This is a genomic window from Streptococcus sp. 2022WUSS083 (assembly GCF_044427155.1).
GTDB classification, from domain to species: Bacteria; Bacillota; Bacilli; order Lactobacillales; family Streptococcaceae; genus Streptococcus; species Streptococcus hashimotonensis.
The window spans coordinates 286,649-303,968 of sequence record NZ_JAOTGK010000002.1 but is presented as its reverse complement, the minus strand read 5'-3'; the positions used below and the strand labels follow the sequence as shown (position 1 = coordinate 303,968).

Genomic DNA, 17,320 nt, shown 5'->3' with positions numbered 1-17,320 from the left:
TAGAAAAGCCAATCCATCTGGATAAAAGCGAAACATATTTTTAGAGCAAAAATCATTCTAACGAATACCCTTTATTATACCATATTTTCTAATATTTTGATAGAAAAAAAGAAGAGGAAACATTAGCTCCATCTTCTTCATTACTTTAACTATGATAAACCATTGTTTGAGCTAGGCTTTCCCCATCTCCACCAAATAAATCAACCAATTTATAGGCGAAATCCAAACTTGTTCCAGCACCTCGGCTAGTGATAATTGGACCATCAACGACCACATCCTCTTCCAGATGAATACCTGATGGAATGTCTTTTTCTTTCCCTGGGAAACATGTATAGTGACGACTATCTAACAAACCAGCCTTATCCAGAACAATTGGAGCCGCACAGATTGCTGCTACTGATTTTCCTGATGCAACCGCTCTTTGCAATTCCGTAATCAGTGACTCTGAATCTCTAAGGTGAACAGAACCCGGCATTCCTCCTGGTAAAACAATCAGATCAAAGGAAGACAGGTCTCCATCAAAGACTTGGTCAGTTTGAACACGAATACCGTGCGATCCCTCCACTTCATGACTATCTAAACCAACAATCTGACAGTCAAAATGAGCTCGACGGAATACATCTACAGGGGCCAATGCTTCGATTTCTTCAAAACCATCGGCTAAAACAACCGCAACTCTTGTCATATAAACCAACTTTCTAACGTTTTATCGTAATTTTTCTATAGCGACGTGATCGATTTGTTTCCTTCTCATCAGCTAATCGTGACTGATACCCCATTGACAGCACTAGACCAACACCAATCAAATTTGAAACCATGGACGAGCCACCTTGGGAGATAAACGGTAAAGGAATACCTGTTAAAGGTAACAAACCAGTTGCAGCGCCAACATTTTCAAACACATGGAACAAGAGCATCATGATATAGCCAGTTGATATGTAGGTGTAGTATCGATTGTTTGACTTCAACGTTACCCGCAGCATTCGATAAATGAGCAACAAGTATAGTCCAATCAATACCGTCCCACCAATAAAACCAAAGTCCTCTCCAATCACCGTAAAAATCATATCACTTTCTCGAACAGGTATAAGAAGATTTGTTTTATTGAAACCTAGTCCTTTTAAGCCACCACTTCCGATAGCTATCAAACTTTGAGCTTGCTGGTAGGTCGTTGATTGGGCATTTTTAAAGGGATCAAGCCAGGCTGCAATACGATTGATTTTATAAGTATCCATCCCCAAATTGTGGAGAAATGTTGTTCCACCAGGAGAAATAAAAATCAGCATAAATCCACCAACCAAAACGATCCCCGTTAAGGCAGTCGGTAATAGAATTTTCCAAGAAACTCCTGATAATAGAAGCATTCCGCTAAAGATTGCTACAAATACTAAGGAAGTTCCTAAATCTTTCTGTAAGGCCAACAAAATCAGGACAGGGATAGTAAACAGTGTCATATAACCAATCAACATAAAATCCTCACGAATTTTTCGATTTGGATAATATTTATGAAAGGTGACAATCACCCTTGACAACATAATGATGTAGGCAATTTTCATAAATTCGGATGGTTGAAAAAGAGTCATTCCACCAATCGTTACCCAGTTTTTTGCTCCCGTTGACGCTACTAAGTCTGGACTGTAGAAAAACAAAGGCAATACCATAAGTCCTAACCCAAGTACGTACAAGTAAGGTGTGATTTGCCACAGAAACTTAGTGGAAAAGAACATGACCAAAAAAGCTGCCACTGTTCCAATTCCTATCCAAGCAATTTGTTGACCAACCATCTGTACAACATTATCCGGATAATCTTGACTAACCGCAATGTAGAGAGAAATAATCCCCACAACTAATAAAAAAAAGACCGGTAAAATAAGTGAGTAGTCTACTCGACTATCGATTGTGCCCCTATTTTTCATCAATTTCCTCATACTTTCACTTCAAATTCTTACTCGTTCCATTATAGCAGAAATCATCTCTCATTGAAACTAAAAATCTAGTTACATCAGTGGGGATACGATTTATACTAAACGAAAATCAAAAGTAGCCTAGGAAACGAAGTCGAAGATAGAACTCTGTTACTTTCTTATTTCAAGGTAACAGGCTGAAAACCTCCACTGGAGCTTTTCACTCATCAAGGCAAGTTGACAACGGATAACTTTGATTTTCGAAGAGTATTACTAGTACACAAATCATAAAATACGTATATCTTCATACCTTCGAACAGGCTGAAATATAATGCTTTACCCCCACACCCCATAAGTTTGCTCAATTCATGAGTATGTAAACCAATGGCAATCATTTTGGCAATCACGCACGAAAAAAGCTCTCTCTTATTTCTAGAGTCAAAGAAAAAATGGTCCACTGGACCATAACTCGCTCTTTTATTTTCAAGCTCGTGAAAAAACAGTCCGTTAAGGACTGTTTTTTTATTTGAGACCGTATTTTTTGTTGAAGCGATCCACACGTCCATCTGCTTGAGTGAACTTTTGACGTCCAGTATAGAATGGGTGTGAGTCTGATGAAATTTCCACACGGATCAATGGGTAAGTTTCACCTTCGAATTCAACTGTTTCGTTAGATTTCTTAGTTGAACCGCTAAGGAACTTGTAGCCAGTAGTTGTGTCCATGAAGACAACAGTGCGATATTCTGGATGGATATCTTTTTTCATTTTAAAATTCCTTTCTGCCATGGACTCTTTCCGAGCCATAGATTATAACCATTTAAGTTTACCAAAAGTTTGTTCTTATGGCAAGTCTTTTTACCTATTTTTTTAATATTTTTTCAAGTTATAGTACAGAAGCACCTGAAGCAAGGTCAGAAGTTACTCTGGCGCCAAATCCCCCTCTTGAAGGACTGCCCAAGCTATCAGAAATTCTTTCTTTACCAGCAAGAACTTTCTCAGAAAGCCCTGAGGTCACTAGAATCCTTCCATCCAGCCCAATCAGAACCGACTCGATACCATCAGTTTCTTCTACCATCTTATAAATCCGAGTTATTTCCTGACCAAACAGTCGAGTCGTCCAAATCTCACCATCAACAGATTGTTTGGACACAATGGTCAAACTAGCCAGCTGCGACTCGATTGGATATCCGGTCTCGGAACTCAAAATATGATGATAGGTCTTTCCATTCACGGTAAGGGTTCGTTCGTAAATACCAGAGGTGACAACCGATTCTTCTCCTATGTTGAGGACGAGGGCATTTTCACCACGTGGTTTCTGCGGATCCTGAATCCCAATTCGCCAGAAACCATCTGGATTGTGGGGAGCTTGACCAAAGGTCAGGACGTTGCCACCCAGGTTAATCAGTCCAGCCTCCACACCTATTCTTTTAAGGAAGTCGACAATCTTATCTGCCACATATCCTTTAGCAAGAGCACCCAAGTCGATCGCCATGCCTTCTTTTTTCAAATAGACTGTCTGCTCCTCATCATCTAATTCAATGTCCCTTGGATTGATGAGTTGGAGTTTTTCACTGATCATTTCTTGGGTTGGAAGTTTGGCATCACTAAATCCAATCCGCCAGCTTTGCACAAGGGGACCAATGGTTATATTCAAAAAAGATCCCTGAGCCAGACTGTGTTCTTTGCCCAATTTAATCAATTCATACAGGTCATCGGCAACAGGAACTGCTTGAACACCAGCGTTTAGATTGACCTCCATCAATTCTGACGTCAAATCATTGGCAGAGAATCTGTCCTTATATAGATAGAGCAACTCTTCAACCTGATCTAAAATTGGTTCTGCATCTGAGTGCCAAATTTTAGTTTCTATGATGGTTCCCATTAGACGAAGGGAACGGCTACTTGCTTGCATTCCTCACAACCTCTTGAATTTCTTGATAGATTTGCTCATTTTCGGAAAGGGAATAAGAGTTAGCACCGCTGGCTAGTGGGTGGCCACCGCCATCGTGGCGCTTGGCAATCTCGTTTATCGGAATGTACTTGCTGCGTAAACGAACCCTGTAATTTCCGTCAGTTTGTTCCACAAAAATCCCCCAAGATTGTACAGTGCCAATCCGTCCTGGAGCTCCAACGATAAATGATGTATCCGCATCGGTCACCCCGTATTTTTTGAGAATAGCTTGTGTCAAAATGACCCGTGCTGCACCGTGCTCATCGACTTCCAAGTTGTCGTAAACGTAACCTGTCAGCTTGGCAATCTTGAAATCAATGGTATCCATCTGGCGAGACATCCTTGCAAAGTCAAAATCTTCCTGACGAAGTCGGGCAACAATTTCAAAAGTGCGTGAGCTAGTCGCCGGATAAAGAAAACGTCCCGTATCGCCAACAATTCCTGCATAGAGTAGACGAGCAATCTCTCCATCTAGTTCCAGTTGGCATTGGATGGCTAGTTCCGTAATCATTTCACTACAAGAACTAGCTTCCGTATTGACCCAGAGCAGGTCACCATAAGGCTCTTCGTTGGGATGATGATCGATTTTAATCAAGAAATCTCCTTGAGTATAGCGGTCGTCATCCACACGCGCCGTATTGGCAGTGTCTATCACGATAACCAAGGCTCCTTGATAGTCTTGGTCTGCAACTACGTCCATTCCTGCCATCCAAGCAAGATTTGGTTCCTCAAAACCGGTTACCTTGATGGTTTTTTCAGGAAAATTCTTCTGCAAGAGTTTCTGCAAGCCAACTTGACTACCAATGGCATCCGGATCCGGGCTTTTGTGGCGATGAATGATGATTGTGTCGTATTCGTGAATTTTTTCAATAATTTTACTGTAAATTGTCATAGCAACTCCTTTTCATCATTTTAGCATAAACTTCCCCTTTTGAAAATGATGGGAGTGTGGTATAATGGAATTACTATGTAATTTGGAGGAAATTATGGCACTAGCAAAAATAGTTTACGCTAGTATGACTGGTAACACAGAAGAAATTGCTGACATCGTCGCCAGTAAGCTAGAAGAGTTAGGTTTGGAAGTACAGGTTCACGAATGTACGACCATTGAAACAGAAGAAATCTTGGATGCAGACCTCATCGTGGTAGCCAGCTACACCTATTCTTACGGTGGAGACGGTGAACTTCCAGATGAAATTGTTGATTTCTATGCTGACCTAGCTGACTTAGATTTGACTGGTAAGGTCTACGGTGTTTGTGGTTCTGGCGATACCTTCTATGATGACTTCTGTAGTGCAGTAGATGACTTTGATGTCATGTTGGGTTCACGTGGTGCAACTAAGGGTGCCGAAAATGTTAAGGTAGACCTTGCCGCTGAAGATGAGGATATTGTTAACCTTGAGCAATTCGCGACAGACCTTGTTGCAAAATTAGATACAATGAATTAACTGACAAACAGACTGGCTTATCAATAGGTCTAGTCTGTTTTCTTTTAGCCTCTTATTAAGATTGTACACCTATTGTTTGCAATCTTTATTTTTTTGATGTATAATTAACTGGTTAAGTTTTTAGAAAAAGGAGAATTTTATGGCTAAAAAATCAAAAATGGCACGCTATCAGAGACAGTTGGAATTAATCGAACGTTATGCGGATTTGCGAAAAAGTCTCAAAGAAAAAGGTGACTATCAAGCACTTCGAAAATTACCTCGCGACTCAAATCCAAATCGACTGAAATACCGCGACAGGACCGATGGCCGTCCGCATGCTTATATGCGAAAATTCGGTGTGAGTCGGATTACCTTCCGTGAATTAGCCCATCTTGGTCAACTTCCTGGGGTTAAAAAAGCAAGTTGGTAACTTCCTCAAACAAGGCTAGTATTCTGCCTTGTTTTTTGCTATACTAAAAAACAACTGAAACAATATACGGAGGTCTATAAGATGAATTTGGATTGCATCCGCGAACAGATTAACACGATTGATAGCCAATTGGTTGAACTACTTGAAAAACGAATGGAGTTGGTCGACCAAGTCACAGCCTACAAACGAGCAACAGGTAAGCCTGTTTTGGATACCAGCCGAGAAAATGCTGTCCTTGAAAGAGTTGGAAAATTAGTCCAAAAGGATGATTACCGCTCTGCCATTCAAGCAACCTTTAGCGATATGATGGCCCAATCAAGAGCCTATCAATCTTCCAAGTTAGCGAATCATGAGCAATAAGATGAAACAAGCCATCCAACTCCTTTTCTTTTCCAGCTTAATTGGAGTCGGTGCAGGAATAATCACCACACTCTTTGGGAAAATTCTACTAGGAGTTGGAGACTTACGATCTGAATATTTTACTTTTCTAATCCCCTTTCTACCACTTGCAGGGATAGTGATTGTTTTCATTTATCAAAAATGGGGGAGGGAAGTCCATGCAGGCATGGGCTTAATCTTCAAAGCTGGACAAGGGGAGAATGTGCAAATTTCTCCAGTTCTCATTCCGCTCATCATCTCTACAACTTGGCTCAGTCATCTTTTTGGTGCTTCCGTTGGTCGTGAGGGGGTAGCTGTCCAACTTGGTGCCAGTCTCTCGCATTGGTTACAAAAACATGGTTTCACACACTTGCCCAAAGACATGATAACAAAGATTGGTATGGCCGCAGGTTTTGCTGGGCTATTTCAAACACCATTGGCTGCTAGTTTCTTTGCCATTGAGGTATTAGTCGTTGGCCAATATTCTTGGACTAGTCTCCCCTATTGTCTAGTTGCCGCTTTCACGGCTTCTACTACTTCCCACTTACTGGGATTGGAGAAATTTTCGCATGCCATCGCTACTACCTCATTCCATTTTACAGATAGTTTTAAATGGCTTCTGATTGCCATCTGCTTTGGAGTTGTCGGTAATTTATTTGCTTGGTTTCTGGCGCAAGCAAAAAGCATCTCAACTCGATGGCTTCCAAATCCTTACATTAAAATAGCTATCATGGGAGTTGGATTGACCATTCTACTATTTTTCTTCCATCAAGGTCGTTATGCTGGTTTGGGGACCAATTTGATTGATGCCAGTTTAGCTGGGAAACAAGTGTTTGCTTACGATTGGCTACTAAAACTCCTACTCACCTGTCTTTGTTTGGCTGCAGGTTTTCAAGGAGGCGAAGTTACTCCACTCTTTGCGATTGGAGCAAGTTCTGGGGCTGTTTTAGCAGGATTACTAGGTCTACCAACTGAACTTGTTGCAGCCCTTGGGTATTGTGCCGTATTTGGAACAGCCACCAATAACTTACTGGCTCCTCTCTTCATTAGTTATGAAGTATTCGGCGCTAATATCCTGCCCTATGCTATTCCTGTACTTGCCATAGCCTATCTTATAAACAGAAAACAGACTATTTATGGGGTGCAGGTGAGATGAACTATTGGATTCATAGTTTGCCCCTTTCTTGCCCCTCGCTCATATTTTAGAAAAAAACAAAACCCTTGAAAACATTGATATTTCAAGGGTTTTTGTTGTATTTTTATCTCCCCTGCAGGAATCGAACCTGCAACTAATTCTTAGGAGGAATTTGTTATATCCATTTAACTAAGGGAAGTCTGCCTCTCTATTGTAACCCATAAGAGAGCAGATTGCAAGAGTAGATTATACTAGCAATACTACCATGATAAAAATTTAATGATAGTTCACTACTTGCTACTTCTGTAATAATCTTCCTCTACATTCTTTATAATTATTACTATATTTCATTTATTTTACCAATGAATCTTTTCACTACATATTTCAACTAAAAAATAGCGAAGCTTCCTCAAAAAGGGAACTTCGCTATTTGGGATTTATTTTCCGAAATAAACTAGATTATTTCACACCATCTTGTTCTTCCTCTTCTTTTTTACGGCGTTTATACAAACCACCAAGAAGAAGACCTGCCCCAAGGATTCCAGCCCAAGCTGAAGACTGTTCACCTGTATTTGGCAATACGCCTTGTCTACGTGGAGTTTGAGACTGACGAGATGGAGTTGATTCTGACTCAGAGATAGATTCTGATACAGATTCGGAAATGGATTCGCTGACTGACTCGGAGATAGACTCTGATGTAGATTCAGAAATCGACTCGCTAACAGACTCGGAAATTGACTCAGATACAGACTCTGAAATCGACTCACTTACTGATTCTGAGATAGACTCGCTGACTGACTCGGAAATTGATTCAGAGACTGATTCTGAAATCGATTCGCTTACCGACTCGGAGATAGATTCTGATACAGATTCTGAAATTGACTCACTCACTGATTCAGAGATAGATTCTGATACAGATTCTGAAATTGATTCTGAAACTGACTCAGAGATGGACTCAGAAACTGATTCGCTGATTGATTCAGATACAGATTCTGAAATCGATTCGCTTACCGATTCAGAGATAGATTCAGATGTAGATTCGGAAACGGACTCTGATACAGATTCTGAAATCGATTCGCTAACTGACTCGGAGACGGATTCTGAGACGGATTCTGATAGCGATTCACTTAACGACTCGGAAATTGATTCAGATATAGATTCAGATATAGATTCTGAAATCGACTCGCTGACTGACTCGGAAATTGATTCAGATACGGATTCTGAAATCGATTCGCTGACCGACTCGGAGATAGACTCAGATACTGATTCTGAAATCGATTCGCTGACCGACTCGGAGATAGACTCTGATGTGGATTCAAAAATCGACTCGCTGACTGATTCTGAGATAGATTCACTTACTGACTCGGAGATAGACTCTGATACAGATTCTGAAATAGATTCGCTGACCGACTCGGAGATAGATTCAGATACGGATTCTGAAAGAGACTCACTTACTGACTCTGAAAGGGACTCAAAGACTGACTCAGAGATGGATTCTGATACAGACTCTGAAATCGATTCACTTACTGATTCTGAAAGGGACTCACTTACCGACTCGGAGATAGACTCTGATACAGATTCTGAAATGGACTCAGAGACTGATTCGGAAATAGACTCGCTAACCGACTCGGAGATAGATTCTGAAATAGATTCGCTAACTGATTCAGAGATAGACTCTGATGTAGATTCTGAAATCGATTCGCTGACTGACTCGGAGATAGACTCAGATACTGATTCTGAAATAGATTCGCTGACTGATTCAGAGATGGACTCTGATGTAGACTCTGAAATCGATTCGCTAACTGACTCGGAAATGGACTCTGATGTAGATTCAGAAATGGATTCGCTTACCGACTCGGAGATAGACTCAGATACTGATTCTGAAATCGATTCGCTGACTGATTCGGAGATAGACTCAGATACGGATTCTGAAATAGACTCGCTGACCGATTCTGAAATAGACTCGCTAACTGACTCGGAGATAGACTCTGATGTAGATTCAGAGATAGATTCAGATACGGATTCTGAAAGGGATTCGCTCACTGACTCGGAGATAGATTCTGATGTAGATTCTGAAATCGATTCGCTGACCGACTCTGAGATGGACTCTGATGTAGATTCTGAAATCGACTCGCTGACCGACTCTGAGATAGATTCTGATACAGATTCTGAAAGGGATTCGCTGACTGACTCTGAGATGGACTCTGATGTAGATTCTGAAACGGACTCACTGACTGACTCGGAAAGGGACTCTGATACGGATTCTGAAATCGATTCGCTAACTGACTCGGAAAGGGACTCTGATACAGATTCGGAAAGGGACTCGCTGACTGACTCTGAGATAGATTCAGATGTGGATTCTGAAATCGATTCGCTGACCGATCCAGAGATTGATTCGCTAACTGATTCAGAAATCGACTCACTTACTGACTCGGAAAGGGACTCTGATGTAGATTCAGAAATTGATTCGCTGACCGACTCGGAAATGGATTCAGATGTGGATTCTGAAATTGACTCGCTTACTGATTCTGAGATAGATTCACTTACTGACTCGGAGATAGACTCAGATACAGATTCTGAAATCGATTCACTTACCGATTCAGAGATTGATTCAGATACAGATTCTGAGATAGATTCTGATGTAGACTCAGAAATGGATTCACTCACTGACTCGGAGATAGATTCTGAGACGGATTCAGAAATTGATTCGCTTACCGACTCAGAGATAGATTCACTTACTGATTCTGAAATTGATTCGCTGACTGACTCGGAAATTGACTCTGACGTAGATTCTGAAATCGACTCGCTGACTGACTCGGAAATTGATTCAGATGTAGATTCAGAAATTGATTCGCTGACTGACTCAGAGATGGACTCTGATACGGATTCTGAAATCGATTCGCTGACTGACTCGGAAATGGATTCAGATACGGATTCTGAAATTGACTCACTGACTGACTCAGAAATGGATTCACTCACTGACTCGGAGATAGATTCAGATACGGATTCTGAAATTGACTCACTGACTGACTCAGAAATGGATTCACTCACTGACTCGGAGATAGATTCAGATACGGATTCTGAAATGGATTCACTTACCGATTCTGAGATGGACTCTGATACGGATTCTGAAATTGACTCACTAACCGATTCTGAGATAGATTCTGAGACGGATTCAGAAATCGATTCGCTTACCGACTCGGAGATAGATTCAGATGTGGATTCTGAAATCGATTCGCTGACTGACTCGGAAATTGACTCAGAGACGGATTCGCTGATTGATTCTGATACAGATTCTGAAATCGATTCGCTGACTGACTCGGAAATTGACTCAGAGACGGATTCGGAAATTGACTCTGATGTAGATTCAGAAAGGGATTCGCTTACCGATTCTGAGATAGATTCTGATGTGGATTCAGAAATTGATTCGCTTACCGACTCGGAGATAGACTCTGATACGGATTCTGAAATCGACTCGCTTACTGACTCGGAAATTGACTCAGAGACGGATTCGCTGATTGATTCTGATACAGATTCTGAAATCGATTCGCTTACTGACTCAGAGATGGACTCTGATGTAGATTCAGAGATAGATTCTGATACAGATTCTGAAATTGACTCACTCACTGATTCTGAGATAGACTCAGATGTAGATTCTGATACAGATTCTGAAATGGATTCACTTACTGACTCTGAGATAGATTCTGATACGGATTCTGAAATCGATTCGCTGACTGACTCAGAGATGGACTCTGATGTAGATTCAGAGATAGATTCTGATACAGATTCTGAAATTGACTCACTCACTGATTCAGAGATAGACTCAGATGTAGATTCAGAGATAGATTCTGATACAGATTCTGAAATTGACTCACTCACTGATTCAGAGATAGACTCAGATGTAGATTCAGAGATAGATTCTGATACAGATTCTGAAATTGACTCACTCACTGATTCAGAGATAGACTCAGATGTAGATTCTGATACAGATTCTGAAATTGATTCACTTACTGACTCTGAGATAGATTCAGAGACGGATTCTGAAATCGACTCGCTTACTGACTCGGAAATTGACTCAGAGACGGATTCGCTGATTGATTCTGATGCAGATTCTGAAATAGATTCGCTTACTGACTCTGAGATTGACTCTGATGTAGATTCAGAGATAGATTCTGATACAGATTCTGAAATTGACTCACTCACTGATTCAGAGATAGACTCTGATGTAGATTCAGAAATAGATTCGCTTACTGACTCGGAGATAGACTCTGATACAGATTCTGAAATTGATTCTGAAACTGACTCAGAGATTGACTCAGAAACTGATTCGCTGATTGATTCAGAGACAGATTCTGAAATTGACTCACTCACTGATTCAGAGATAGACTCTGATGTAGATTCAGAGATAGATTCGGAAATTGACTCGCTTACCGACTCGGAGATAGATTCTGAGACTGATTCAGAAATCGATTCGCTGACTGACTCGGAGATAGATTCAGATACGGATTCTGAAATTGATTCACTCACTGATTCAGAGATAGATTCTGATACAGATTCTGAAATTGACTCACTCACTGATTCAGAGATAGATTCTGATACGGATTCTGAAATCGATTCGCTTACTGACTCTGAGATGGACTCTGATACAGATTCTGAAATTGACTCACTTACTGACTCTGAGATGGACTCTGATGTAGATTCAGAGATAGACTCTGATACAGATTCTGAAATTGATTCACTTACTGACTCAGAAATTGACTCTGATGTAGATTCAGAGATAGATTCTGATACAGATTCTGAAATTGACTCACTCACTGATTCAGAGATAGACTCAGATGTAGATTCAGAGATAGATTCTGATACAGATTCTGAAATCGATTCGCTTACTGACTCAGAGATAGACTCAGAGACGGATTCGCTGATTGATTCTGATACTGACTCAGAGATGGACTCTGATACAGATTCTGAAATTGACTCACTCACTGATTCAGAGATAGACTCAGATGTAGATTCAGAGATAGATTCAGATACGGATTCTGAAATTGATTCACTCACTGATTCAGAGATAGACTCTGATGTAGATTCAGAGACAGATTCTGAAATTGATTCACTCACTGATTCAGAGATAGATTCAGATACGGATTCTGAAATCGATTCGCTTACTGACTCAGAGATGGACTCTGATACAGATTCTGAAATTGATTCACTTACTGACTCAGAGATAGATTCAGAGACAGATTCTGAAATTGATTCGCTTACTGACTCTGAGATGGACTCTGATACAGATTCTGAAATTGATTCGCTTACTGACTCAGAGATAGATTCTGATACAGATTCTGAAATTGATTCACTTACTGACTCGGAGATAGATTCAGATACGGATTCTGAAATCGATTCGCTTACTGACTCGGAGATAGACTCAGAGACGGATTCGCTGATTGATTCTGATACTGACTCAGAAATTGATTCAGATACAGATTCTGAAATCGATTCGCTGACTGACTCGGAGATAGATTCACTTACTGATTCTGAAATCGATTCGCTGACTGACTCGGAAATTGACTCTGACGTAGATTCAGAAATCGATTCGCTGACTGACTCGGAAATTGATTCAGATGTGGATTCAGAAATTGATTCACTTACAGACTCGGAGATGGATTCTGATACGGATTCTGAAATCGACTCGCTTACCGATTCAGATACTGATTCGCTGATTGACTCTGATGTAGATTCAGAAATTGATTCGCTTACAGACTCGGAGATAGATTCTGATACGGATTCTGAAAGAGACTCACTTACCGACTCAGAGATAGATTCACTTACTGACTCTGAGATAGATTCTGATACGGATTCTGAAATTGACTCGCTAACCGACTCTGAAATTGACTCAGATGTGGATTCAGAGATAGATTCTGAGACGGATTCGGAAATCGATTCGCTAACTGACTCGGAAATTGATTCAGATGTGGATTCAGATGTAGATTCCGAAATAGATTCGCTCACTGACTCTGAGATAGACTCGCTGACGGATTCTGAAATTGACTCAGAGACGGATTCAGAAATAGATTCGCTAACTGACTCTGAGATAGATTCTGAAACGGATTCACTCACTGATTCTGATAGCGATTCAACTACTGACTCACGGACTGATTCCGACAAGGATTCAACTACTGACTCACGAACTGATTCTGATACCGATTCAACTACCGACTCGCGCACTGATTCTGATACCGATTCGACTACTGACTCGCGCACTGACTCAGAAATAGAGGTTGAAATTGAATTGGAAAGTGACTCTGAATTTGACACAGACTCAGAAACAGATTCAATAATCGACTCAGAAATAGAGGTTGAAATTGAATTGGAAAGTGACTCTGAAGTAGAGATAGATTTCGATTCACTTTCAGATGCTGAAATACTTTGTGAGATGGAAGTGCTATCTACCTTCGTAACTGAAAGACTAGCTGTAACGATATCTACCTGTCCATCAGGTTTTGTATAATGTGAACCCGTAGAATTATCAATAATCGTGAAATTAAATTGATATGTCCCTGTCAAACCTTTTTCAATGGCTTCAGCAAGAGTTTGTACGTATTTTGATCCAACTCTAATATAGTTTAGTTGAGCACTATAGCCTGATTCAACAATCAATAAATCAGTTGCACTAAAACTTTTTAATTCATCCAATGATTTGGATGTCACACTAGTATTTAAAGAAGCTTTGGAACCATTAACTGCTGCACGTAAAGTAGTATATGCACTAGATGATACCGTACTTGTAGTTTCAGCTTTTTCTATGCGGAATTGAATAACATTCGTCTGTTTTTCAACAACTTCTTTTTCTGCAACACTTGACTGGTTCTCAGCCAAGCGATAGCCTGATGGAATTTGTGTTGCTGTTTCGGTCACAGTTGTTTTGGCAATCAAATCAGTAGTGGTTACCATTGCTGAACGTGGATATTTTTTAACCACTTTTCCTGTTTCATCTACATATTCAACACGATAAATAATACCAGTAGTTCGGCTAGTCGTACTAGCAGTTTCCGAACTTAGGGCTGATTCACTAGCTGATACTGACTCACTTGTGGAAATTGCTTCACTTTCTGAAACAGATTCACTTGTAGAAATTGATTGACTAACCGATTCTGAGTTGCTTGTCGATTCAGAGATACTGTGCGATTGTGAAGTTGTATCTGAATCAGCATTAACATTGCTCATGCTCACGGTATCTTCATTAACCAACACAGAGGTGGTTACTTCGGTTGCCATCACCGTATCCTCTGCAAGGACTTGGTCTACAGAGACCCCACCACCAACTACAGCACTCGCAGCTATCAAACCACGTAATACTTTTGTTGCAGAAACTTGTTGTGGTGTTGGAGACAGTTTCACCTTAGTTTTTTCAGAAGTAGTTTGTTTGCCTAATTGGATAAGTCCAATTTGTGACATCACCGTACGCACCCAATGTTTTCCAGATTTGTGCATCTTTACTCGGCTTTTGCGCGAGACTTCTGTATAATCGTTCCTTTTTTTGCTACTCATGTTAGCTCCCCCATATAACTTCTCCTAAGTTGAATAAACAGCTACACCTTTATACTCCTATATATATTTAGCATAGATATTTTAACACTCAGCACCCCATTCTATCCCAAAAATACTAGTTTGTCAATTGATTATACGTACATCAAATAAGAATACGCTTACTCTGTGTATATTAATATAGCATTTTATTTTATGTAATCGTTTATTCAGCATGAATGAAATTAAAAAGCCAGGACAAACCACCCTGACTTTTTGCATATAAATATTACAAAATCTGTTATATAATCTAAAAATTATTCCCCTTCCTTACGTCTCATTGAGACAGCCATTCCGAGTGAAACTAAGCCACCCAAGCTAATAAGAAGGGAGCCTAGGGCTTCTTGACCAGTATTTGGAAGTGTTTGATTTCCTGATGCTTTTTCAGCTTTCTTATTTAAAATAGGAGCCATACTTCCAGATGGTGCCGGTTGCTCGTTTGCTTTCTGATTTGCTACACTACCGCCACCGTCGCTTGCTTTTTCAGGTATTTTCGTATCGGTAGTTGTCCCAGCAGCATCTCCTTTTTCTTCTGCTTTTGGTTCTTCTACGTACTTCTCTACAAATGCTTTTCTACCTGTAATAGTTGCACTAATCGTTTGACCTGCTTTTTCTAAATCAGTCAAGTACTCCACAAATACTTCTGTATCTGGATTGATAGCGCCAATCAGCTTAGCTTCTTTGAAAATCGAGAAACCATCCCCACCACCAAATAGGAAGTCATTGATGACAAGTGTATAGGTTTCTGTCGGAACAATCTCTGTTCCATCTTCTTTGAAGGCTTTAACAACCTTGTAAGGATTTTCTTCCGTTGGATTATCTGCTTTCGTGTAGATATATTTAATTCCAGACATTTGAAGGAAATATTTTTCGCCTTCATCGTATTGTTGATTTAAGGCTGTATAAATCTGCTCACCTGTCATTTGAACGACTTGTAGGATATTCCCAAATGGTTGAACAGCTTGTGCTGCTCCCCAAGTAACTGTTCCATCCTCTTGGACCTTCAAATCTGCCCGAATCCCGCCATTGTTGGTCATTGCAAAGTCAACATTATAGCCTGATTTCTTAGCAATAGCTAATTGAGCCGATGTTACTAGATTGCCCACAGCACTTTCTTTAAATTCATTCACTTCGCGTGAAATATCTGTCGCTTGACTAGCCGTACCAATTTTTTGCTCTGTTACTTTTTTAACGATGGTGTTTGCTTCGTCTACAATCGCCTGAATTTCTGGACTTGGTGTTTTCTGCCCTGGTGCTACTGCAATAATTTTCGCAGTCGGAACATCTTTAAAGTCGGCAATATCTGTATCATAAACAGCTCTAACATCTGCATAAGCCTTACCTTGTGAGGTAGCTTGTACAATCAAGGTTTTGCCTGTTGTACCGTTTGTATAGACATGGTTGTGACCGGCAAACACAAGGTCAACTGAGTGTTCAGGATAGATTTCATTTAGCTTAGCAATCATATCTGCAGCTTCACCAGCAGCCACACCATCCTTGCTTGTAGCTGGGACGTGAGCCAGTACAACTATCGCATTTACACCCTTTTCAGCTAACTCACGCGCATATTTCGCAATCGTCTCTGCCTCATTCAAAAAAGTGTACTGCTCATAGTTTTTCTTCAAAACAAGATTAGGAATTTCTGTCGTAACTACACCAATAAAGCCAATATTTGCTTCTTTATCATTTACAGGAATAGTCTTAATAGCATACGGTTTCCAGCCATACGGAATTTCACCCGTCTCTTTGTCAATAACGTTAGCAATAACAATCTCCTGTTTGGCAGCTTCATGAGTATAATTATCTACAATCTCATTAAACTGACCTTCTTTTGGAGCTTCACCAGTCATGATACGGTTATACTCATCAAGTCCCTCATCAAATTCATGGTTCCCCAAAGTACCGTATTCAACATCCATTTTGTTAAAGACTTTTACAGTTGGTTCATCTTGTAAAAGTCCAGAATTCGATGGACTTGCACCAACCATATCTCCGGCTTGAACACGGATAGACTCTGCAGGTGTTTCTGTTTCTGCTGCTGTTTCTTCAAATTCTGCTTGCGAATCATCCATGTAAGCATCAAGCAAGGCTGCAGTTCCTGCATTCCGAACTGTTTCCCCCTCTAATCGCGCTGTCCCTGTCGTATCAAGCGCACCATGGAAATCATTAACTCCCATAATTTGGACAGCTAATTCATCTGCTAAAACAGCCTGTGTTGTAATGACACTAAAACCAGCTACAAGGACTAGTACACTGCTTTTCAACCGAATATTCTTTTTCATAAGCAAATCAATGCTCCTTCTATTTTTTGTCATATTGACATATCTATAATAATCCTTTTCCTACGGCTTTTCAATATTAAATCAGTCATTTATAACAAAAAATTATAAAAATATTCGTTTATTCTTACTTTTACATCATTTTTCTGAAAATATCTTGTTATTTTTATCCATAATACGAAAAATCATCCCTCTTCCTTACACAATTCTCTCCAAAGTACTCTTCGCAACTAAAAAA

General features: G+C 40.2%; 11 protein-coding genes, 1 tRNA gene and 1 pseudogene. 4 read left to right on the top strand and 9 right to left on the bottom strand.

What is annotated here, in order from left to right:
* Positions 1 to 145: 145 nt before the first annotated feature.
* From ODU41_RS03465 to ODU41_RS03445, 5 genes are all read right to left on the bottom strand, one after another.
* Complete coding sequence (locus ODU41_RS03465; RefSeq protein ID WP_015647132.1) at positions 146 to 685, bottom strand: DJ-1 family glyoxalase III; 540 nt, start codon at positions 683 to 685, stop codon at positions 146 to 148.
* 13 nt (positions 686 to 698) lie between these two features.
* Entirely contained in the window at positions 699 to 1,928 is a 1,230-nt protein-coding gene (locus ODU41_RS03460; RefSeq protein WP_012027447.1) for an FtsW/RodA/SpoVE family cell cycle protein, read from the bottom strand.
* Positions 1,929 to 2,426: 498 nt separating this feature from the next.
* A complete protein-coding gene (locus ODU41_RS03455) occupies positions 2,427 to 2,669 on the bottom strand; it encodes a type B 50S ribosomal protein L31 (RefSeq protein WP_012027466.1) in 243 nt (80 codons plus the stop codon).
* A 118-nt stretch (positions 2,670 to 2,787) separates the two neighbouring features.
* Positions 2,788 to 3,816 carry an FAD:protein FMN transferase gene (locus ODU41_RS03450; RefSeq protein ID WP_398578654.1) on the bottom strand — a complete coding sequence of 343 codons (1,029 nt, stop codon included), beginning with the start codon at positions 3,814 to 3,816 and terminating at the stop codon, positions 2,788 to 2,790.
* Positions 3,803 to 4,747 (bottom strand): bifunctional oligoribonuclease/PAP phosphatase NrnA, encoded by a 945-nt coding sequence (locus ODU41_RS03445; RefSeq protein ID WP_398578653.1) that lies wholly within the window; start codon positions 4,745 to 4,747, stop codon positions 3,803 to 3,805. The genes ODU41_RS03450 and ODU41_RS03445 overlap by 14 nt, the downstream gene beginning before the upstream one ends.
* Positions 4,748 to 4,841: 94 nt before the next feature.
* Here ODU41_RS03445 and ODU41_RS03440 point away from each other — a divergent pair, with 94 nt between their 5' ends.
* The 4 genes from ODU41_RS03440 to ODU41_RS03425 all read left to right on the top strand — a co-directional run bounded on the left by ODU41_RS03440 (position 4,842) and on the right by ODU41_RS03425 (position 7,246).
* Positions 4,842 to 5,303 carry a flavodoxin gene (locus tag ODU41_RS03440; protein ID WP_012775265.1) on the top strand — a complete coding sequence of 154 codons (462 nt, stop codon included), beginning with the start codon at positions 4,842 to 4,844 and terminating at the stop codon, positions 5,301 to 5,303.
* 139 nt (positions 5,304 to 5,442) lie between these two features.
* Positions 5,443 to 5,712 (top strand): 30S ribosomal protein S14, encoded by a 270-nt coding sequence (rpsN, locus tag ODU41_RS03435; RefSeq protein WP_002940393.1) that lies wholly within the window; start codon positions 5,443 to 5,445, stop codon positions 5,710 to 5,712.
* A gap of 81 nt (positions 5,713 to 5,793) precedes the next feature.
* On the top strand, positions 5,794 to 6,072 hold the full coding sequence (locus ODU41_RS03430) for a chorismate mutase (protein ID WP_024413316.1): 279 nt from the start codon (positions 5,794 to 5,796) through the stop codon (positions 6,070 to 6,072).
* A complete protein-coding gene (locus ODU41_RS03425) occupies positions 6,062 to 7,246 on the top strand; it encodes a chloride channel protein (protein WP_141591102.1) in 1,185 nt (394 codons plus the stop codon). The genes ODU41_RS03430 and ODU41_RS03425 overlap by 11 nt, the downstream gene beginning before the upstream one ends.
* Positions 7,247 to 7,352: 106 nt before the next feature.
* Here the strand turns inward: ODU41_RS03425 and ODU41_RS03420 are convergent.
* The 4 genes and pseudogenes from ODU41_RS03420 to ODU41_RS03405 all read right to left on the bottom strand — a co-directional run bounded on the left by ODU41_RS03420 (position 7,353) and on the right by ODU41_RS03405 (position 17,085).
* A tRNA-Arg gene (locus ODU41_RS03420) sits at positions 7,353 to 7,424 on the bottom strand.
* A 260-nt stretch (positions 7,425 to 7,684) separates the two neighbouring features.
* A complete protein-coding gene (locus tag ODU41_RS03415) occupies positions 7,685 to 7,804 on the bottom strand; it encodes an LPXTG cell wall anchor domain-containing protein (protein ID WP_172089091.1) in 120 nt (39 codons plus the stop codon).
* Positions 7,805 to 8,566: 762 nt separating this feature from the next.
* Positions 8,567 to 14,710, bottom strand: a pseudogene (locus ODU41_RS03410) (DUF445 family protein); the annotation flags it as partial.
* Between the two features lie 350 nt (positions 14,711 to 15,060).
* Positions 15,061 to 17,085 carry a bifunctional metallophosphatase/5'-nucleotidase gene (locus ODU41_RS03405; RefSeq protein WP_398578652.1) on the bottom strand — a complete coding sequence of 675 codons (2,025 nt, stop codon included), beginning with the start codon at positions 17,083 to 17,085 and terminating at the stop codon, positions 15,061 to 15,063.
* Between the last annotated feature and the right edge of the window lie 235 nt (positions 17,086 to 17,320).